Source organism: Haladaptatus sp. DJG-WS-42, assembly GCF_037198285.1.
Classification (GTDB): Archaea; Halobacteriota; Halobacteria; order Halobacteriales; family Halococcaceae; genus QDMS2.
In genome coordinates this window covers 1-21,041 of record NZ_CP147243.1, presented here as the reverse complement: position 1 = coordinate 21,041, position 21,041 = coordinate 1, and the positions used below count along the sequence as shown (strand labels likewise).

Below are 21,041 nucleotides of genomic sequence, written 5' to 3'. Positions count from 1 at the left end.
AGGTACTTTAGGGCGACCTAAAAAGATAGATTCAACCGACCAATGACCACCGATATTTGTGTCATCATCCCAACTATCCGCGAGTACGAGTGCGTCCGGGCGTATCTTGACAACGCACGCGAACACGAGTTCGACATAGACAGGCTCCATCTCCTGCTCGTCACAGAGGACTTCTGTGACACTGACGCCATGGAAGCGATGCTCGAAGACGAAGGCGTGTCCGGAGACGTGTTCGACGGCTCTCGCCGCGAGGAGTGGTACGACGCCCACGATATCGGTGACTACTCACACATCATCCCCGCTGCGAGCCACGCAGAGACGAGCTTTGGCCTGCTCTACATGTGGGCGAACCCGCAGTACGACCTCGGCTTTTTCATCGACGACGACACCCTCCCACACCCGGAGGAGGACTTCTTCGGTCGCCACCTGGCCAACCTCGACTACGAGGGCGACATCGAGCGCGTCCAGTCTGACACCCAGTGGGTAAACGTCCTCTACCAAAACGCGGACGAACACGGCCTGTACCCGCGTGGCTACCCGTACGCCGCGATGAACGAGACGGTCAAGACCGACACCACCGAAATCTCAGACGTCGTCGCCTCACAAGGCCTCTGGACGAACGTCCCTGACTTAGACGCCGTGCGCATCCTCATGGACGGTGACCTACAAGGGCAAGCCCAGACGCGAACCGGGCATGCAGACTTCTCCAACGACTTTGTTGCCGCCCGCGACAACTACCTCACCGTCTGCTCGATGAATCTCGCCTTCCGCCGCGAGGTTATCCCCGCGTTCTACCAGCTCCCAATGGACGACAACGAGTGGAACGTCGGGCGCTTTGACGACATCTGGAGCGGCGTCTTCCTCAAGCGCGCCTGCGACATCATGGGAACCGAGATTTACAACGGCTTCCCGCTGTGCGAGCACAACAAAGCGCCACGTTCGACGTTCGACGACCTGAACAACGAAGTTCCCGCGCTCGAACTCAACGAGCACGTCTGGGAACTCGTAGACGAGGTCGGCGAGGACGCAGACTCCTACGCAGAAGCGTTCGAGGCGATGGCAGACACTCTCGCAGACGGCGAGTTCGACCAGTGGAACAACGGCGACTTCCTCAACTTCGTCGGCGAGTACATGCACGACTGGCTCGACTGCCTCGCAGAACTCGGCGAGTCCCACCCAAAACAGGCCGTCGAAGCCGTCGCAGACGACTGACCCCGAACCGGCAGGTTAAAGTGATTTAGGCGGCCCTAAATTAGTAATAATGGATTCGAGAGACACGTCCGACGCCGGCGGTGCTGGCCGTCGAACACTGGGCACGTCCCGACGTCGATTCTTGCAGTCTGCTGGTGCGGCCGTCGGGGTCGCTTCGCTCGCCGGCTGTACACAGTTCCTTTCTGGTGAAGACGCGAACGCCACCGAAACTCCCGAGTTCGGCCAGATCGGCTCTGGGCGCATCGGCGACCAGATTCAAGGCGGCACGTCGATGCAGGACATGCCAGACCTTGCTGGCGAACTCACTATCTACTCCGGGCGCGGCGAGGCACTCGTTGGCGAACTCATCGCCTACATCGAAGACCTCTACCCCGACCTCGACATTCAGCCACGGTACGAAGGGTCGAGCCAGCTCGTCCAGAAGATTCTAAACGAGGGCCAGAACAGTCCCGCAGACGTGTTCTTCTCCGTCAACGCCGGGTCGCTTGGCTTCCTCGCGGACGAAAACCGTACCGAGCCCCTCCCGAGCGACGTCACCGACATGGTGCGCGAAGAGTTCCACGACCCGAGCGGCAACTGGGTCGGCACCTCTGGGCGCGCGCGGACGATTCCGTACAACACGGAGTCGCTCAGCGAATCGGACATTCCGACCGACATTATGGCGTTCCCCGACCAAGAACAACTGGCCGACAGCATGGGCTGGGCTCCGTCTTACGGCTCGTTCCAAGCGTTCGTCACGGCCATGCGCATCTTAAACGGCGAGGAAGCCACGAAACAGTGGCTTCAGGGCATGGTCGACCTCGGTGTCGAGGAGTACACAGACGAGTTCGCCATCGCGCTCGCCGTCGCAGACGGTGAAATTGACGCTGGCTTTACGAACCACTATTACATCCAGCGCGTGCTCGCAGACCGCGAAGACGCCCCACTCGCAACCGCGTTCACCGAAGGTGACGCCGGAGCCATCTTCAACGTCGCCGGCGCGGCGGTCGTGGACACCGCAGAAGACACGGAACTGGCCGCGAACTTCGTGCGCCACCTGCTCTCTGCTGAAGCCCAAGCGTACTTCGCAACCACGACGTTCGAGTATCCACTCATCCCCGACGTCGAACCGGTCGGCGACCTCCCAACAATCGACGAACTCAATCCACCTGCAGACCTTGACCTCACGCAGTTGTCCGACATTCGCCCAACGCTCGACTTGATGCGCGAAGTCGGCATCAGCGTCTAACCAGCTTATGGCTCCAGAGACAGATTCGCTCTTCCCCAGTTCGCAGCGCGGTGAGTCGTCACTACCGCTCGGCCTCACGCTGCTCTCTGGTGCCATCGCGGCCGCCGTCGTGTTCCCGCTCGTCTGGATTCTTGCAAACGCCCTCGAAGTCGGCGGCACGACTGCACTCGACTTGCTCACCCGTGAAACGACCCTCCGGGTGTTTCTGAACAGCACGCTGCTCGTTGCCGTCGTCACGGCAGCTTCTATCGTCATCGCCGTCCCGCTCGCGTACCTCACGGTGCGGACGAATCTGCCGTTCAAACGCTTCTGGACGGTGGCACTCTCGATGCCGCTGGTGGTTCCGAGTTACATCGGCGCGTTCGCCTTCGTCTCCGCGTTCGGGCCACGAGGAGAACTCCAATCGTTGCTCGCCCCGCTCGGCATCGAACAACTCCCCGAAATTTATGGGTTTACCGGCGCGGCGCTCGTGATGACGCTGTACACCTACCCCTACGTGTTTATCTCCACGCGGGCGTCACTGAAGACGATGGACGCCCGCCTCGTGGACGCCGCGCGCACCCTCAAACACTCACGCACGGAGGCGTTTCGCCGGGTAACGATTCCACAGATTCGTCCGGCGGTCACCGCCGGTGCGCTCCTCGTTGCTCTCTACACGCTCTCTGATTTCGGCACGCCCGCAATCATGCGCTTTGACGTGTTCACGAAGGTGATTTACGCAGAGCAGAACTCGCTTTCGACGTTCGGCCAAGACCTCGCCGCACTCCTGTCGCTCCAACTCGTCGTCGTGACGTTCGTCATTCTCGCAATCGAGTCACGCGTGCGTGGGAGCGACACCATCTCGACGAGTGGTACCTCGACGCGCGGGGCGCTCGTTCACCTTGGCGCGTGGAAATGGCCCGCACTCGCACTCTGTCTCGGCGTTGCGGGCCTCGCGCTCGTCGTCCCCGTCGGGATTCTCACGGCGTGGCTGATTCGCGGTGGCTCTGAATCTGCTGCTGCCTCGCTTGCGTTCCAGTGGGAGTACGCGTTTAACTCAGTCGGCGTTTCGGCGGTGGCCGCACTCGTTGCCGGGCTCGCTGGACTCCCGATTGCCTATCTCGCCGTGCGCCACCGCTCGCGGGCGTCGTGGCTCATCGAACGCGCCTCCTACGTCGGCTACGCCGTCCCGGGCGTCGTGATGGGTCTCGCGCTCGTCTACTTCGGCGCGCGCTACGGCGGGCAATTCTACCAGCAAGAACTCATCTTGTTCCCGCTGCTCATCTTCGCCTACGTCGTGCGCTTCCTGCCCCAGGCCGTCGGTTCGACGCGCGCTGGGTTCTTACAAGTCAGCCCGACGCTTTCTGACGCCGCCCGCACGCTCGGACGCTCACCGGTGGCCGCGTTCCGCGAGGTGACGTTGCCGCTCGTCGCGCCCGGCTTACTTGGCGGGGCGTTGCTCGTCTTCTTGACGACGATGAAGGAACTGCCCGCGACGCTGCTCTTGCGGCCAACGGGCTTCAAGACGCTCGTCACGCACATCTGGTCGGCACAGGCCTCCGGTCACTTCGGGCACGCGGCCATCCCCGCGCTCGTGCTCGTAGTCGTCTCGGCGCTGTCGATGCTCGTGATGCTCGCAATGGAGGGATACGATGTCAAATAGCGATTTTGCACCAAGAAATATCTCAGTCGATGAACCACTCGATGAACCTTCAGACCGGGCCGTGCTCACACTCAATGACGTGGGCAAGTCCTTCGGCAGCGAGCGCGTCTTAGACTACCTGTCGTTTTCCGTCCGCGAAGGCGAAATCCTCACCCTACTTGGCCCGTCGGGGTGTGGGAAGACGACAACGCTCCGCCTCATTGCTGGACTCGCCCGCCCGGACGACGGGACGATTCGTTTAAACGACACGGTCGTCGCTGGAAACGGCGGATTCCTCGAACCCGAAGAGCGCGGCATTGGCGTCGTGTTCCAAGAGTTCGCCCTCTTTCCCCACCTCACCGCCGCAGAGAACATCGCCTTCGGCCTCAAGGACATGCCGAAAGCGGCGCGCGAGAAGCGTGTCGAGGAACTCCTCCACCTCGTTGGCCTCACCACCCACCGCGAGAGCACGCCAGACCAGCTTTCAGGCGGGCAACAACAGCGGGTCGCCCTCGCGCGCTCGCTCGCCCCCGAACCAGAAATCCTCCTCTTAGACGAGCCGTTTTCGAACTTAGACGTAGACCTCCGTGTCGAGATGCGCGAGGAAGTCCGACGCATCATCAAAGAGGCGGGCGTCACTGCGATTTCGGTCACCCACGACCAGGAAGAGGCCTTTTCCATCTCAGACCGCGTTGCGGTGATGAACGACGGGAAACTCGAACAGATCGGCAGCCCTGAACAGGTGTTCCAGCACCCAGAGTCGCGGTTCGTCGCGGGCTTCCTTGGCCACGCGAGTTTCCTCTCTGGAACCGTCTCCGGCGACAGCGTCGAGACGGGTATCGGGACGATTCCACGTGACCAAATCCACGGCCTCGTCACGGAGTACGACGAGACGGAAATCGACGTGCTCGTACGTCCCGACGACCTCGTCGCCCGGCCAGCGAGCGAATCGCAGGCGGGCGGTCATATCGTCTACCGTCGCTACCTTGGGCCAACAGTGCTATATCGGGTGGAACTCGAAACGGGAGACGTACTTGAGTGTATGCATAATCACGATGCCCGCGTCTCTCTCGGGATGCCGGTAACCGTCTCGCTCGCGGCTGACCACGACCTCGCGTGGTTCCCACCTGACAGCCGCTGGAGGGTCGATAGTCCGGCGGATGACTAACCGGGAGCCCCGAACCCAGTCCCCCCACGATACGACACCAGCCGACGATTCCCAACCCGATGCGCCCCCAGGGAAGTACGCAGATGCGTCCGAACTGAAACGGGCCGTCCTCACGTCCCTCGCACTCGCCCTCCTCAGTGCGCTCGTCGGCGTCGTCATCTTCGCCATCGCCACAGACCTGTTTCCGTACCACTCGTCGAACCACGACGAAGGTGTGTATCTCCAACAGGCGCAGCTCCTGCTCTCTGGCGAACTCTGGTTCGCCACCCCGCTGCCTGACGCCTTCCGCCCGTGGTTTTTCGTCCAAGACGGTTTTCGACTGTACCCCAAATACGCCCCCGTCCCCGCCGCAATGTTCGCGGTCGGCATGGCGCTTGGCGAGCCACGCATCAGTCTCGCACTGATTGCCGTTGGCTCTGCAGTTCTCGTTGCCCTCCTCACGAGAGAAGCGTTCGATACGCGCACGAGCTTCGTTGCCATCGTCGTCCTCCTCGCAAGCCCACTGTTTCTCATCTCCTCGTCGGTGTTCTTGCCGTACGCGCCGACGTTTTTCTTGAATTTGCTGTTCGCCTTCGGTTACGTCCGCGCGATTCGCCGCCGAAGCTACGCCTACGCCGCCCTCGCTGGCGTGGCCATCGGCCTCGCCTTCTTCTCACGGCCGTTTACTGCGATGTTGTTCGCCGCGCCGTTCATCTTCCACGCGATTTCAACCATCGGTGTCTCGCTGCCTGCTGGTGAACCCCTGCTCACCGTCACGTTCAGAAACGCCGTCATCGGCGTCCTCGGCGGCGCTGGCGTGGCGCTCGCGCTTGCCTACAACGCCCACGTCACCGGCTCGCCGTTCATTTTCCCGTTCGAGGCGTTCGCGCCGCTCGACGGCATCGGCTTTGGCCGCAAGGAACTGCTCGGCTACGAGCGCATCTACAGCCCCTCGCTCGCCATCGAAGCCAACGCCCACGTCCTCTGGGAGTTTGCCACGCGCTGGCTCCCCGCCGGTATTCTCGGCACGGCGCTCGTCGCGCTCGGCGTCGGCTCAAGCGTGGGCAGAGACGATATTTCGGTGAATCCGTGGAGTCTCACCGACGGGACGCTTCGCTGGATGCTCGCTGCGCTGTTCGTGAGCATTACGGCTGGCAACGTCTTTTTCTGGGGCAACCTGAACATCCTCGGGCGAATGGACACGCCTACGGACGGCCTCATCGCACAGTTCGGGCCGTTTTATCACTTCGACTTGCTCCTCCCGATTGCCGTCTTCGGGGCGGCAGGCGCACTGTTCATCGCAGACCTCGCCCGCGAAACAGTCCGCTCTCGATTCGATGCGAAGACGGCCCGCGCCGTACTTCTCACCGCGCTCGTCATTTGTGTGCCCGTCGTCGCCTCCGCCGAGATGGCCGTTCTCGCAGACCCCGTCTCGGAGAATCGCGGCTACACCGAACGCTACGAGTCAGCCTACGAACCGTTCGAAACCCAGCAGTTCGACAACGCGCTCGTGTTCGTCGCCACGCCGTACGGCGACTGGCTCAACCACCCGTTCCAGTCGCTGCGAAATCAGCCCCACCTCGACGGAAATGCGGTGTACGCCATCGACAGTGCGCCGGAAGACGACTTCGCGGTCATCGGGCGGTACACAGACCGGAACCTCTACCGCTACACCTTCCGCGGTGACTGGACGGCTGACCCTGAACCGGTGACCCCGGCGATTCAGCCCCTCGCCGTTCGAAACGGCTCTGCACACCGCCTCCAAACTGCTGTGGGCGTGGTGACCGCCGCAGAGTCAGCAACGGTGCGCCTCGAATCCGACGGCGAAGTCGTCCAATACGCCTACGAGGGCGAGTTGAACGGCACGCTCGCACTCAATTGGACGATAACGCCCGAGAACGCAAGCATCCAAAACGAACAGCTCCGGCGGTTCGGTGGGGGCGAAAACAACACGGTCGCCCTCGCCGACACCGACGAGGTCGTGCTCTCGGTGACGTTCGTCCAGCCCGGCGGTTCGACCGTGACCTACCGGCAGGCAGTGTCGATTGCTGCAGACCCGAAAAAGGACTCCGTCAAACTCATTTGGCCGCCCGAAAAGCGCGTCTGTCGCCTGCAGGCAAACTGCGGGTACGAGGGCACGTATCTGCCGGGCGCGGACGACTACATCGCTGGCGTCTCCTTCGAGACGAACGCGACGAGCGCGTGATTACCGCAGGTGTTCTTCGGCCGCGACCTTGACGATGGATTTTGCAATCGCTGCCCCGCCAGAGAGTGGGTCTAGCTTCGTCTCGCCTGCGCGTTCGTGGTACTCGATGGGCAGCTCGTAGATTCGGTAGTCGCGCATGAGCGGGCGCATCAGCAGTTCTGCGGAGAGGCCGGTGTTCTCGGTCCACTCGATTTGCTGAATCACGTCGCGGCGGTAGGCGCGCATGCCAGTCGTCGTATCGTGGACGCGCTTTCCCATGAGCGTACTTGCGAGCAGCGCGAACGCCTCATTGCCAAAGCGATTGAACGCGGGCATCGCGTCTGCGCCGTAGTAGAGGCGGTCGCCGCTGACCACGTCGTAGCCCTCGTTGATTTTGTCGAGGAAGTCCGGTAATCTGGCCATTGGGTACGTGTCGTCGCAGTCGGTTGTGACGACGACGGGCCTGTCTGGCGTTTCGACCGCTTCTTTCACGGCGATGCCGTAGCCCTGTGGCTCCTGTTCGACGACGGTTGCGCCGTGTTCGCGGGCGATTTCAGGGGTACGGTCTGACGAACCGTCGACGCAGACGATTTCCGCTCGTTCGTCGGTGACGTCGTTGATGTCGCGACAGACCGCCGCAATCGCGTCAGCTTCGTTGTACGATCCCATCACAACGGCGAGGTCGTCGAAGGTGAACGCCTCGGCTTCGTGTGTACTCATTGGCTAGCCGGAATCGCTACCCAGACTTGAAGTTTAGGTTTGCCAAAAAGAGTGGCAGAATGCAGACAGAACGGTTCTCTCGGTTAAATTCGTTCGACCAACGCTTCTTCTCGACTCCGCACGCGAACCGGTTCGCTGTGTGCAAGGAGTCGCTGCGCGTCTGCCAGTTTTTCGCCACGCTCTGCGTAGATGGTGAACAGCGACCGGCCTTTGGTCACCGTGTCACCGACGGCACAATCGAGGCGGATGCCCGCACCGACGTCTTTTGGCGCACCCGCACGGCGTGCAAGGTCGCTCACGAGCGCGTTGTCGATGTGAGTCACGACGCCGGAGCGGTCTGCCCGCACCTCGACTGTTTCTTGGCCGGGAACGAGGGCGGCACTTTCGATAGTTGGGTCGCCACCCTGTGCGCCGATAATCTCACGGAATTTTGTGAGGGCGGCCCCAGAGTCGAGTAACTCGCTCGCACTCTCGTCACACTCACAACATCCAAGCAGGATTTCTGCGAGTCTGAGGCTCTTGAGTTTGAGTTCTTCAGGGCCGTTTCCCTGCAAAACAGCGAGTACGTCGCGGGCTTCGAGCACAGGGCCGATTCCCCGACCAATTGGTGCAGATCCGGCGGTGATGGTGCATTCGATGGTGAGACCGATGTGTTCGCCCACTCGTTTGAAATCCTCTGCGAGTTCGCGTGCGTCCGGAAGGTCACGCACTTTCGCTCCCTCGCCGTAAGGGATGTCGATGACGACGTGTGTAGAGCCGGCACTCTTCTTTTTCGAGAGGACGGAGGCGATAATCTGGCCGGGTGGGTCGATGGCGAGCGGTGTCTCAACGCGGATGATTTTGTCGTCCACGGGTGAGAGATTCACTGCCCCGCCCCAGACGAGACAGCCGTTCGTCTGCTCGACAATCTCCTGTATCTCTGCAAGCGAAAATTCGACCGGGCAGAACACCTCCATCGTGTCCGCTGTACCTGCAGGCGAGGTGATCGCCCGTGAGGAGGTTTTGGGGATTTTCACGCCCGCGGCGGCGACGATGGAGACGACGATTGGCGTGATACGGTTCCCGGCAACGCCGCCAATCGAGTGTTTGTCCGCGATGACTGCGTCGTCCCACGCGAGCGATTCGCCCACGGCTGCCATGTGTTCGGTGAGCGAGAGGGTCTCTGCGAGCGAGAGCCCGTTGGTGTACGTCGCCGCGACGTAGGCAGCGAGTTCTACGTCGTTCAGTCGGTCTGCGTCGATATCTTCGATAATTGTCCTGAGTTCGTGGTGTTCGAGCTCAATGTCGTCTAACTTCTTGCGGATGAACGAGACTGAATCGGGCCGCGGGGCGAGCGTCACGTCAACAGTTCCTGAAATATGGCCAAGACGGCGCGTCACACCGAGCGTTCCGCGAGCGACGATGCCGTCGGTCACCTCAACGATGCCAATCGACGTGCGGTCTGCGTGACGGAGTTGTACCCTATCAAGCGCCCGGACACCCATCTCCGCCGCGTCAGCCCGATTGAGGAGGACGGTGGGAGAGCGCGTCCCGATATCCACCGCCACCGCCGAGAGTTCCATTTCTGTAGATACGACAGAACAGACCAAAAAGAGATGGCAAGAACCAGTGGCTTAGGCTGTCTTCCCGGCCGCTTCGAGGAGTTCTTGATACCGGACGCGGATGGTCACGGTGCTCACGTCTGCGACGGCACTCACTTCGTCTTGGGTGAGTTTTTCGTTCGTCAGGAGGGCAGCGGCGTACACCGCGGCCGCGGCGAGGCCGGTCGGACTCTTGCCCACATGGAGGTTCTGTTCTTCGCCACTTCGCAGGAGGTCGCGGGCCTGTGCGACGGTCGCCTCCGAGAGCGAGAGCGCCGAGGCGAACCGGCCGACGTAGTCGTCGGGGCTTGCGAGTGTGACGCCCAAATTCAGTTCACGGATGAGATAGCGGTAGGTCCGCTTGAACTCCATTTCGTCGATGCGGCTCACGACCGCTACTTCGGGGATGCTCCGTGGACTCCCTTCGATGCGTGCTGCGGCATAAACCGCAGCGGTTGCCATGCCTTCGATTGAGCGGCCCGGAAGCAGTTTGGCTTCGAGTGCGCGTCGGTAGATAGCGGCGGCTGTCTCGCGAACCTCTTTGCTGAGGCCAAGCCCGGAAGCCATCCGGTCGATTTCACCGAGTGCCTGCATCAGATTGCGCTCACCGTGGTTACGCGTCCGGAAGCGTTCGTCCCACGTGCGAAGGCGGTTCATTCGCTTTCGCTGGCGCGAGTTGAGCGTCTGGCCGTAGCCATCGACGTTCTGCCAGCTAATCTTGGTCGAAAGCCCCTTGTCGTGGAGCAGATTCGTGGCTGGCGCGCCGACGCGGCTTGCGTCGGTTTGCTCGCCATCACTTCGGTTGCGCCACTCAGGGCCGGGGTCTATCTTGCGTTCTGTGACGACCAGTCCACACTCGGTGCAGACAGTCTCGCCGTGTTCTGCGTCGGCTACGAGGCGGCCACCACATTCGGGGCAGGCGAGTAGTTCGACGGTGCGTTTCTTCACTTCTGTCGAGACAGGTGTCTCGTCGCTCGAATACGAGCGAATTGCTACGTCACTCATGGGTAGGTCGTGTGCGCGCTCGTCGGAGGAAAACGAATCAACGACCGCAAAAACACTTGTAACTGATTGGGAGTTGAACGCAAAAAGGCTGTCGCGGAAATGCACGAATACAGCCATTCACCCGGTGAAATTCACGAGAGTAGGGATTTCGGGTTGTCGTAAGCAACCTGTTTGATGGTTTCTTCAGACAATCCGTGGCGGTAGAGTTCGAACAGTGTCCGCTTGAACGAGAACACGTCACCGCGAAGGATACCAGCACTGTCGGTTTCGATGAGCACGCGCTCCGAGCCGTACTCTTTGATGACCGCCGCGACATCCTCTGCGGTGACACCCAAGAGCCACGGGTAACTCACGGTAAAACTCAGGTAGCAATCGGTCGTTTCGAGCACAGTTGGCGCAATCTGCTGGTCGCCGTGGGAGATGACCATTTGGTCGTCAGGCAACCCTGCCTCGTCTTTGAGCGCAATGTCGAGTTCAGTGGCTTGCAGTTTCACGTTCTCCCCGGTGAGCACGGGGTCTTGTTGCATCGAGAGGTCTAATTCGTAGCCCGGAAGCCCGCCGCGCACGCGGTCTGGAATGTCTACGCCATCGAGGTCTGCGGGTGTGTGGACGATTGCGGGGAGGTTCGCGTCCCGAGCAATCTCAAACTGGCGGCGCATCATCTCTTTTTGCTCGGCAAGCCTCCAGCCGTCGACGTGCTGAGAGGCAGTAATCCCGATTTCTCCTACCGCAGCAACCTCGTCAAGCGCGCAGTAGTCGGGCATCAAGTCGAGTAATTCGGAAACATCCTTGACGCGCGTGCCCGTGTGAATGCCAATCCCGAGTTTCGCGTCGAACAGGTGCGACTGGCGAATCTGTGCGAGGCGGTTGAGCGCGTCGTCCCAAAGAAATCGCACGTCGTCGGCCGCGACTGGTTTGTACGGTAGCCAGTAGTACGCCGCCGCCATCATCACCATTTGCTCACAGCCGCTCAATGCAAACTTCTCGCGGTCTCCCCACGAGAGCGTGTGCGCATGGTTATGAATGTCTATCCACGGCATCGAGAGCAGTTCGGCGGGTGGGTCAAATTCCGTGTCGCTCCCCGCAACCGCCGCGTCAATCGGTCGTTTCGTCGGGTATCGCCCGGTCATTGTATGGCTATCAATGACACAGCGCAAATAGATTGGCTCAACCCCACCGAGAGTAACCCGCCCACTTATGCTGATATTTTAACTATTTCGCGGTGGCCACATTGGTAGTTTCGATATAGCAACATGCACTTTACACGTCGCACAACCAACGGTCAAATTGTGTTGTGTCTACAGCAACGAATAAATGTTTTCCGCGTAGACCTCGCGCACGCGGTCGCCCCAGTTGTGGGTGTAGGTGTCGATGATGTCTTCTGCGACGTCGCCACGGAGGTACTTCACGACGCCGCGCTCGCCCGTTGCGTCCCGGAGGTGCGTGGTGAAAAAGTGGCGAAAGTAGTGGGGCGTGACGTTCTCTTCTGCACCGCCGCCTGAGCGGTACCAACCGGCCTCTCGTGCATGGGTTTTGACCATCGCGCGCACCATCTCGGGAGTCAGTCGCTTGCCCCATTCGTCACCGGTGCTCACGAAGAGTGGAGCGGCCGAAGACGCCGCGTCTGGCCGGATTGCGAGCCAGCGTTTCAGCACGCGACGCAGCTCCGCGTCGATTGGTATCACCGTATCTCGTTTGCGCTTGTTCGACGCGGTGCGTTTTTCGCCGTTTACGACCAGTCCGCGAGACGGCTCACTGGCGACGAACAACGAGTTCGGACGCGCTTCGATTGCCACTCGAATCGAGCTATCGTATGTTGATTTCACCCATTCGTCTTCGATGTGAATGTCCCTGCAATCGACGTTGCAGAGTTCGCCAACACGCATCCCAGTTTTGAGCAGCGTGACGACAACCGCCTGTTCGAGCGGGTGGCCAAGTCCTTGGACGAACTCACGCATTGCGGGGAGTGTGATCTCGCGGCGCGTCGGGTCCTTGTTGATGCGTTCGTCCATCTCTTCACGGACGAGGGTCATGGGGTTCGAATCGAACGCTCCGACTTGGGTCATATAGGCGTAAAACCGGTGGAGGTAGGAAGCGTAGGTGGCGACCGTGCTCTCTGCGAGCCGCCCGCGCATGGTGTGTACCCACGCCATGCAGTCGCGTTGGCCTGCGTCGGCGGGGGTGATGGCCGTGCCGCGCGGATTGCGCGACCCGTCGGCTAAAAACGCCTCAAACTCCCGTAATACCCGTTCGTAGGCGTTTCTCGTCCGTTCGCTTTTGCCGTGATAGACCATGTCTTGGAGGAAGTATCCCACCGGGTCTGCTGTCGCGTCGGTCTGGTTACTGACGCCCATTCATACCTCCAGAAATGGTGTATCCGCCGTGGCGTCCCGAGTACTGGATTCGATTGGCTTGCTGGAGTGAATCGAGCGCCGATTCGAGCCGGTCTTCAAACGAATTTGATAGTTCTTCGACGAGCCCATCCCACGACAAATATTGCCCATTTTCGAGGAGCGAGAGGATGCGTGTTTCGAGCCCATCACCCCCAGGGTTTGAGGGTGTAGAACGGGCTTCCGAAGGGTCAGCTTCGAACCCCTTTCTCCCGGCCTGTACCATGGCTCTCACGTACTCGCTCTGGCTCATGTCTAATTCGGCTGCATGTTCCTGCCAAATTTCTTTCTGGTAGGATGGCAGATACGTTTTGACCACCGTTCGCTCGGTGTCGGCCTCGACATCAGTCATTACTTTTGAACACTCACGCCACCCTAATCAGTGTATCCCCACATACCTGGATAAAGTATCTTATCATGAGCTATGGCACTCAAATAGAGGTCGAAATATGATTTAATCCGTATATTTGGGACTCCATATTCACTCAATTAGGTCCACAATACTGGCTATAAATTCTATAATTGCGTTGGTATCGTTCCAACATAATTATTCAGAGTGGAACTGATCGAGCTTTACAGATCAGTATATTGGCCCAAATGTGGCAGTCACCACAAATAAATTACTGTATCAAATAGATGGTAGTTTGGCTGGGGACCACGGTTCAAACCGGTCGCTATTGTACCCACAGTATGCCGCTTGATGAGTGGGTAATACATTCACAAATACCGACCTATGGCCCACCCAAATCGAGCGCTGAACAAGCTGCTTCTGTCGGACTGAAATTAGAGGAAATGGGGAGTGAAATATGCGTCCGTAATACTCTTGAGAAAATACGAAATTCCGCCCATATATCTGAATAATTATATTTTTACACCTATCGATATTTGCCGGCTTTGGGAAGGGGAAATACTGCCAATTTTCGGCTCAAATGGACGAAATTGGCCGGTTATCACGGAGGTGCATTCTCACCATGCAAACCCCCGGAGTTTCGTGCGTAGGATGGGGTCCTAGAGTTCCCGGCTGTGAAGTGGGTTGTCAGCCACGCCACCCGAAAACTCAGCCGTTCAGCATCTGTGTGTGTTCGACCAGCCGAGATTTCACTGAGTGGACTAAGGTTGTGGGTTTGCATATCATGTGTATTGCTAGCATGGGACAAGGGATTTTCTCAGTGGTTCTACACTCTGCGATTGCAGACTATTATTGAACGCGTGAACGTGGTTCGCGGTCTTTCGAGTGGCCACTCGCAAACTACAACGAACTCGACGCGTACGGACGCTTTGCCAGTCGACACGCTATAGATGGGCACACACAGCGCCACAGTGGTCCAGAGTGCAGTTCAATGGGTTCAGCGTCTACCAACACACCCGCAGCAGCAATGCACACAACAGGCGCAGGAGGATGACTGTGAGATTGAGGTTACGAGCAAACGATTCCAAAAGAGCCATCCAACCCAGCTGCTCTACACGGAGAACACAAAATACGCAAAAGCACCGTCCGAGGGGGTGGCGCAACCCGTAGACGGCGAGTCGAGTTCTCGGACAACACGGCAGAAAATTGGCCGTACAAGGCGGCCTGTATCTTATCACAGCCGGAAATACGGCTCAGCGTACAGCCATACCGAGAATTCGCACAGAACGCCTGTCAGGCGCGGAGAACGAATTGCAGCAAAACGGTGCGCCGAAATGACTGTGGGTTCTTTACACGCTCACCATGCCGCGATCGTTGGCCCAAATTCTTCGGCCCACCTCATTTTGGCGGTGGTGTGACTGTAAGTGGCGAAATTTTTCGAATAGGTTTGTCCCCATACCAACGCATAAACTGTATTTTGCTATATTGAATTGTCGCGTCCAAGATTGTCTCCATTTACCTATTCGCGTGAGTTTCAGAACGTACTTCCCTCGCCACTGCAAACGACCAGTTGGTTGCTGACGTAGGATACCAGCAGCCAGCTTGGGCGACCTTACGCCCAAGCACCTCAATGGGAGTGAGCCGCTGGTATCCACGGCGAGACGCAGAGTTTTCTCCCCAGTCAACGAGGAGGATGTATGGAGACGCTTCGACAGAACACCCTCCGCAAGACGTTGGAATCGGGGAACGTTGCTCTTGGGATTCTCGATAACACATACAGCCCGACGCTGGTCGAGTTCTACGGCGAACTCGGCCTTGACTTCGTGTGGATTGATTTCGAACACGGTGGCCCGAGCCCGTGGGACGGTGAACGGTTGACCGAACTGCTTCGTGCGGCGGAATTGGTTGACACCGAACTGCTCGTCCGCCTTCCTTCGACGGAACCTGGCTTGATTCGAAAGGCGCTCGATGTCGGCGCGAGAAACTTGTTTCTCTCGCGCGTGAAGACAGTCGAAGAAGTCGAAGACGCTGTTAGCGCGACACAATTTCGCTACCGCGACGCCGCGGGCGAGCGCGGACTTGCAAGTCCGCGTGCCGCACGATGGGGACTTGCAGCGGACTACGTCGGAAGCGAAGACACGGAGACGGTGATTGGCGTGACCATCGAAACCCGCGAAGCCGTCGAACACATCGACGAAATCCTCGCGGTTCCAGCGTTGGGATTCGTCTTCGCCGGGCCGCTCGACCTCTCAGTTGCCTATGGGCATCCCGGTGACATAGACCACGCAGTCGTGACCGAAGCTGTCGAAACCATCCGCACAGCAGCCGTCGAAGCTGGCGTTCCACTTGGCGGCCTCGGCTTTGGAATGGACGACGTAAACGAGAAGGCGAAAACCGGCTATCAACTCCTCAACATTGGGAGCACGACTGGCGCCCTCAAAGGCGCAGTCGAAGGATGGTTGGCTGCGGACGGGCGACAGACATAGTTACTGGTCTTCTGGCGGCGACCAGAACGTCGGCGTCGTTTCGTAGTGGTTCGAATCAGGATCCGCTGGCGCGAGTTCGTAGAGTGCGTTGTGTGCGTGGCGATACACGGTTTCGTCTGATTCGATACTGTCAGGGTCTTCATCCGCCGAATCGTACACCACTTGCCACCCCCCGTCGTCGTCAAAATGAAGCGCGAGCAGGCCTCTGTCGACGATGTTGATAAGCAACTGATAGGCGAGCTCTTCGCCCTCAAAATTTCCGCGGACGGCGACGCACTGTTCGATACCGTCTAGGGCTTCTAAATCGTCAGCGAGGCTCGCCGGGACGGGATTGTTCGGAAGAGTATCGGCAAATGATTCAGGCATGGGTCATGCTCTGGGCGAGCGACTACAAAAACGCACGCTTCTACGCGACGAATTCGGTCACTGCGTCGTCGGGCACGACGCCATTGTCCGCCCAGCCCCGAAGTTCGTAGTACTCAGAGAGCGCCGCGTCGAAGCCGTCTAACTCGTAGGGGAGTACGTCGTCAGCCCGCGAGAAGCCACGCTGGTTGTTGAAGTGGCGTTCGAGTTCAACCACGCGACTGCCGACTGAAAGCAACTCGTCGTAGCTCGCATCGAAGAGGTTTTCGTAGCGCTCTGGACTCATCGACCCGCGCGAGAACTTACAGACGATGCCGCTGTCGTTCAGCGCCATGACGTTCTCCTTTTCGATGAGTGCGGCTGGTTTGCCCTCGAATCCCTCCGGTGGGAGCGCGTCCTTATGCGACACGAGTGGGTATTCGAGCGCGTAAAACGTCGCGTACATGTGGTCTGCGCCGCGGTTTGCGGTGGCAAAGGAGAGTCCCTGTCCGTTCAGGGTGCGACCGTCGTGGGCGGGGAATTCCATGCCTTTGACCGTCCAGTTCTCGACGCCGAGCTCTTCGTGGAAGCGGTCGATGCCCTCCGCGAGCAGGTCGCCATCGCCTTCACGATAGGCGATTTTCTCGACTAACTCGTGGATGAGTGAGACGTTGCCAAACTCGTCGTTCGCGGCGAGGTACGCGGAAATTGCGTCTCCAGCGCTGATGGTGTCGACGCCGAACTCGTCGCAGAGTTCGTTCGATTTCATCACGTCAACGATGTCGTCTACGAGCGCGTTCGAACCGAAGGACATCACCGTCTCGAATTCCGGGCCTTCGGTTTCGACACCCGCTTCTTCGTCTTTGGTCGGGAGTTTGCACGCAAACGCACACGACGAGCAGGTTCCTTTCTTGTACTTTTTTGACTCGACTGCGTCGCCGTTGATGCCGCTCGCTCCCTCGAAGGAGGTCTCTGCGAAGTATTTCGTCGGGAACGCACCCACCTCGTTTGCGAGGTCGGTGACGCTCGTCGTCCCCTGTCGCTTCATGATGTGGTCTGAGGTGGCGGCCTCGCGGTGGATATCCATCTGCGTCGCAGAAATCTCGATGTCTGGCGTGGAGTCACCGTCGAAGCTGATGGCTTTGATGCCTTTTGCACCCATGACCGCGCCGAGACCCCCGCGGCCGAACGCGCGTGATTCTGAGGTCATGATGGACGCAAAGCGGACGCGATTTTCGCCTGCAGGGCCGATGACGCAGAGTTGGTCTTCGCCGAGGTCGTGGTGTTCGGCCATGTACTCGTCCGTCTCGCTCACGGTCGCTTCTTCGAGGTCAGGAACCTCCTCGAAGGTAACGCCCTCGTCGGTGATGTGGACGGCGAGCAACTCGTCGCTCTGACCGACGAATTCGACGGCGCTGTAGCCCGTTGCGCCGAAGTTGCGCGAGACGAACCCGCCCGCATTCGAAGAGAGCAACCCGTTCGTGAGCGGTGAAATTGCGGTCGCGTTCATCCGCCCGGTGAAACTCATATTCGAGGTTTGCATCGGCCCGGTCGTAAAGTAAAGCCGATTTTCGGGGCCGAATGGATCTGCGTCGAACGGCGTGCGCTCATGAGAGAGTCGCGTTGCGAGACCCCGCCCGCCGATAAACTGGGTGAGTGCGTCGTCGATGTTCACTTCCTCGGTCGTTTTCGCTCCCACATCGACAGAGAGCAGTGGCCCGCGTGCGTGAAGCATACTCAGGCTTCTTGCTCGTACCGCAAAAACAGTACTGGTCACGGCGACCCATGTACCAAAGAGGTGTTTGAGCCTACACGACAGTTAATGCTCAAACTGTCCTTTCATACAGCATGTCCCCAACACGACGCTCGCTGCTCCGCCTTGGCGGGCTTGCAGTCACCGGCTTTTTCGCTGGCTGTGTCTCGAACGACGCTGACCCAAACACGACCGAACCGACCAGCACCGACGGCGGCATGCCCGGGTCGAACGACACCACTGACAACGGTGCAGGCGGAACCCGGCCTGCAGGGACAGGTGGTCCCGGCCTCTTCCTCCACGCCACTGATACACAACCGGCCCTCCCGCTCAAACTCGCCGTGAGCGTCACCCACGATGTTGCGACCGAGGATGCACCACCTCAGCTCAAGGTCACGCTCACGAACACGAGCGACGAGCAACTCACCGTTGGCGAGGGACGCGCCATCTTCTTCCAGTACAGAATGGACGACGACAATCAGTTGATGCTCCTGCCCGCGGCAGACAGGTACGACGCAAAGCCCGGCTGCTGGCGGCTCAACGAGCCAATCGCCGTCACCGAGGAGTACCGAACGCGCACCGTAGACCCCGGTGTATCCATCTCGGAGAAGGTTGACCTCTACGGAGCGCCCGAAGGCGAGGGCTGCCTCCCCGTCGGAAACTTCCACTTCACCACCAGCTACAACGTTGTGCCGACCGAGTCGATGGAGACCGCAGCGCAAGAATCGGCTGAGTGGGGGTTCACGGTAACACTCGAATGAGGCTGCAAACCGGGCGCAACCTCCTGCAAATATTGGGCAGTGTTATTGGGCAGTATTACTGGCCAGTAACACTATAATGGGGGCAACCTGTGTCGGCCGTACTCGTCTCATCAAATAATGTTACTTTCCGCGCGCGAAGAAAGAGAAAGACGGTGGCGCTCAGATGATGCCGTCGGTTTCAAGCCGTTCGACGTCCGCGTCGGTGTAGCCGTACTCCTTGAGAATGTCTGCGGTCTGCTCGCCGAGCAACGGCGGATGCTGGCGGATACTTGTCGGCGTCTTCGAGAGGTGCATCGGGCTGCCAGCCATTTCGACGTCGCCTGCGGTCGGGTGGGCAACCGATTGATGCATCCCGCGGGCTTCGACTTGCGGGTTTTCGAACACGTCTTCCATATCCTTTACGTCGCTCGCGGGGACGCCAAAGTCGTCCATCGTGCCGAGGATTTCTTGGGTGGTGAACTGCGCGAACTCCTCGTCTAACAACGCATCGAGCACCTCACGGTTTTCGACACGCGAGGCGTTGTCCGAAAAGCGTTCGTCGTCGACGAGGTCTTCGCGGTCGATGGCCGCACAGAACTTCGGCCACAGGTTTGGCGAGGGAACCGCGATGACAACGTAGCCGTCTTTCGTTGGAAACGCTTGATACGGCGCAATCGTCGGGTGTTTGCTCCCCATGCGTCCCGGCGGGGTTCCGGTGGCGAAGTAGTTAGAGGCCATGTAGCTCATCCACGCCACCTGCCCGTCGAGCAGCGAGACGTCGATTTTCTGGCCCGTGCCATCGCCGAGTTCACGTTCGAGCAACGCAGCGAGGATGGCTTGGGTGGCGTACATCCCCGCGCCGATGTCCGCAATGGCGACGCCGACGCGGACGGGTGCGCCGTCTTCTTCGCCGGTGATGCTCATGAGCCCACCTTCTGCCTGCATGATGAGGTCGTAGGCGGGGCGGTCGCGGTCTGGCCCCCACTCGCCGTACCCCGAGAGCGCACAGTAGACGAGGCCCGGATTCTCCTTTCGGAGCGTCTCGTAATCGAGACCCCAGTCTTCCATCTTGCCGACGCGGAAGTTCGAGACCACGATGTCTGCCTCGCTTGCGAGGTCACGGAACAGTTCGCGGCCGTCTTCGCTCGCGAGGTTGAGCGTCATCGAGCGCTTGTTGCGATTGACGCTCAGGTAGTAGGCACTCTCTTCTGAGTCACCGTATGTCGGCGGATGCCAGCCGCGTGTCTGGTCGCCGCCGTCAGGGCGTTCGATTTTGATGACGTCTGCACCGAGGTCGCCCAACTGCATCGTACAGAACGGTCCGACGAGCACGCGCGAGGCGTCTAAGACGGTCACGCCGTCCAACGGCCCGGTGTTCGTCTCTGGATTCTTTGCTTCACCAACCATGGATGGTCATTCGTAGGCAGCGATACCCGTTAAGTCATGGCCGAGGATGAGGGTGTGAATGTCGTGGGTTCCCTCGTAGGTGTAGACAGTCTCCATGTTCGCCATATGGCGCATCGGCGAGTAATCCGCCGTGATACCGTTTCCACCGAGCATCTCACGAGCAATCCGAGACTGGTCGCGGGCCATCCGGACGTTGTTGCGTTTGGCCATCGAGACGTGCTGGGGACGCATGTCGCCGCGCTCTTTGAGCTCCGCGAGTCGGAACGCGAGCAGCTGGGAGGTCGTAATCTGGGTGGCCATCTCCGCGAGCTTCTGCTGTTGGAGCTGGAAGCGCGCGATTGGCCCACCGAACTGGTCGCGGTCGAGCGCGTACTGACGCGCCGTCTCGAACGAGTCGCGGGCGGCACCGATTGCACCCCACGCGATACCGTAGCGCGCCTGCGTGAGACAGGAGAGTGGCCCTTTCATACCGGAGACGCCCGGCAGGACGTTGTCTTCCGGGATGCGCACGTCACTGAGGCCAATTTCGCCCGTGATGGAGGCACGAAGCGAGAGTTTTTCGTCGATCTTGTTCGTCGTCACGCCGTCGCGGTCAGTTTCGACCAAGAAGCCGCGGACAGGGGTGTCTTCGGCCGAGCGGTCGCGTGCCCAGACGATTGCCACGTCCGCGATGGGGGAGTTCGTAATCCACGTTTTTGCCCCGTTAAGGACGTATTCGTCGCCGTCTTTTTCGGCGTACGTCTCCATCGCCGTCGGGTTCGACCCGTGATTTGGTTCCGTCAGACCGAAACAGCCAATGGCGTCACCAGTTCCCATGTCAGGCAACCACCGCTCTTTCTGTTCTTCGCTGCCATAGCTGTGGATGGGGTACATCAC

At 59.7% G+C, this 21,041-nt stretch carries 17 protein-coding genes; 7 read left to right on the top strand and 10 right to left on the bottom strand.

Annotation, left to right across the window (positions count from 1 at the left end; translation table 11 throughout):
* Positions 1–42: 42 nt before the first annotated feature.
* The 5 genes from V5N47_RS00085 to V5N47_RS00065 are packed head-to-tail and all read left to right on the top strand — an operon-like array spanning position 43 to position 7,414.
* Positions 43–1,212: an alpha-1 4-glucan-protein synthase gene (locus V5N47_RS00085; protein WP_338728693.1), complete on the top strand. Its 1,170-nt coding sequence runs from the start codon at positions 43–45 to the stop codon at positions 1,210–1,212.
* A gap of 49 nt (positions 1,213–1,261) precedes the next feature.
* Positions 1,262–2,440 (top strand): extracellular solute-binding protein, encoded by a 1,179-nt coding sequence (locus V5N47_RS00080; RefSeq protein WP_338728692.1) that lies wholly within the window; start codon positions 1,262–1,264, stop codon positions 2,438–2,440.
* A 7-nt stretch (positions 2,441–2,447) separates the two neighbouring features.
* Entirely contained in the window at positions 2,448–4,082 is a 1,635-nt protein-coding gene (locus V5N47_RS00075; RefSeq protein WP_338728691.1) for an iron ABC transporter permease, read from the top strand.
* Complete coding sequence (locus V5N47_RS00070) at positions 4,072–5,229, top strand: ABC transporter ATP-binding protein (RefSeq protein WP_338728689.1); 1,158 nt, start codon at positions 4,072–4,074, stop codon at positions 5,227–5,229. Before V5N47_RS00075 ends, V5N47_RS00070 begins: the two co-directional genes overlap by 11 nt.
* Positions 5,222–7,414, top strand: coding sequence for a glycosyltransferase family 39 protein (locus V5N47_RS00065; protein WP_338728688.1), 2,193 nt, complete (start codon positions 5,222–5,224; stop codon positions 7,412–7,414). The genes V5N47_RS00070 and V5N47_RS00065 overlap by 8 nt, the downstream gene beginning before the upstream one ends.
* Here V5N47_RS00065 and V5N47_RS00060 read toward each other — a convergent pair whose 3' ends face one another.
* The 6 genes from V5N47_RS00060 to V5N47_RS00035 form a co-directional block, all read right to left on the bottom strand.
* Positions 7,415–8,113, bottom strand: coding sequence for a dolichyl-phosphate hexose transferase (locus V5N47_RS00060; RefSeq protein WP_338728687.1), 699 nt, complete (start codon positions 8,111–8,113; stop codon positions 7,415–7,417).
* Between the two features lie 83 nt (positions 8,114–8,196).
* Positions 8,197–9,675 (bottom strand): AMP phosphorylase, encoded by a 1,479-nt coding sequence (locus tag V5N47_RS00055; protein ID WP_338728686.1) that lies wholly within the window; start codon positions 9,673–9,675, stop codon positions 8,197–8,199.
* 51 nt (positions 9,676–9,726) lie between these two features.
* A complete protein-coding gene (locus tag V5N47_RS00050; protein ID WP_338728684.1) occupies positions 9,727–10,698 on the bottom strand; it encodes a TFIIB-type zinc ribbon-containing protein in 972 nt (323 codons plus the stop codon).
* A gap of 131 nt (positions 10,699–10,829) precedes the next feature.
* Complete coding sequence (locus V5N47_RS00045) at positions 10,830–11,828, bottom strand: TatD family hydrolase (protein WP_338728682.1); 999 nt, start codon at positions 11,826–11,828, stop codon at positions 10,830–10,832.
* Positions 11,829–11,996: 168 nt separating this feature from the next.
* Positions 11,997–13,052: a tyrosine-type recombinase/integrase gene (locus tag V5N47_RS00040; protein ID WP_338728681.1), complete on the bottom strand. Its 1,056-nt coding sequence runs from the start codon at positions 13,050–13,052 to the stop codon at positions 11,997–11,999.
* The gene (locus tag V5N47_RS00035) at positions 13,039–13,440 is read right to left on the bottom strand and encodes a DUF5805 domain-containing protein (RefSeq protein ID WP_338728680.1); all 402 of its coding nucleotides are present in this window, start codon (positions 13,438–13,440) and stop codon (positions 13,039–13,041) included. Before V5N47_RS00035 ends, V5N47_RS00040 begins: the two co-directional genes overlap by 14 nt.
* Positions 13,441–15,134: 1,694 nt before the next feature.
* Between V5N47_RS00035 and V5N47_RS00030 the strand changes: the two genes are divergently transcribed.
* Positions 15,135–15,923 carry an aldolase/citrate lyase family protein gene (locus tag V5N47_RS00030; protein WP_338728679.1) on the top strand — a complete coding sequence of 263 codons (789 nt, stop codon included), beginning with the start codon at positions 15,135–15,137 and terminating at the stop codon, positions 15,921–15,923.
* Here V5N47_RS00030 and V5N47_RS00025 read toward each other — a convergent pair whose 3' ends face one another.
* Positions 15,924–16,289, bottom strand: coding sequence for a hypothetical protein (locus V5N47_RS00025; RefSeq protein ID WP_338728677.1), 366 nt, complete (start codon positions 16,287–16,289; stop codon positions 15,924–15,926).
* A 40-nt stretch (positions 16,290–16,329) separates the two neighbouring features.
* On the bottom strand, positions 16,330–18,000 hold the full coding sequence (locus V5N47_RS00020) for an aldehyde ferredoxin oxidoreductase C-terminal domain-containing protein (protein WP_338728675.1): 1,671 nt from the start codon (positions 17,998–18,000) through the stop codon (positions 16,330–16,332).
* A gap of 113 nt (positions 18,001–18,113) precedes the next feature.
* Here V5N47_RS00020 and V5N47_RS00015 point away from each other — a divergent pair, with 113 nt between their 5' ends.
* On the top strand, positions 18,114–18,779 hold the full coding sequence (locus V5N47_RS00015; protein WP_338728674.1) for a hypothetical protein: 666 nt from the start codon (positions 18,114–18,116) through the stop codon (positions 18,777–18,779).
* A gap of 159 nt (positions 18,780–18,938) precedes the next feature.
* Here V5N47_RS00015 and V5N47_RS00010 read toward each other — a convergent pair whose 3' ends face one another.
* Positions 18,939–20,165: a CoA transferase gene (locus V5N47_RS00010; RefSeq protein ID WP_338728673.1), complete on the bottom strand. Its 1,227-nt coding sequence runs from the start codon at positions 20,163–20,165 to the stop codon at positions 18,939–18,941.
* A 6-nt stretch (positions 20,166–20,171) separates the two neighbouring features.
* Positions 20,172–21,041 (bottom strand): acyl-CoA dehydrogenase family protein (locus V5N47_RS00005; RefSeq protein WP_338728671.1); only part of this gene is annotated, 870 nt, incomplete at its 5' end.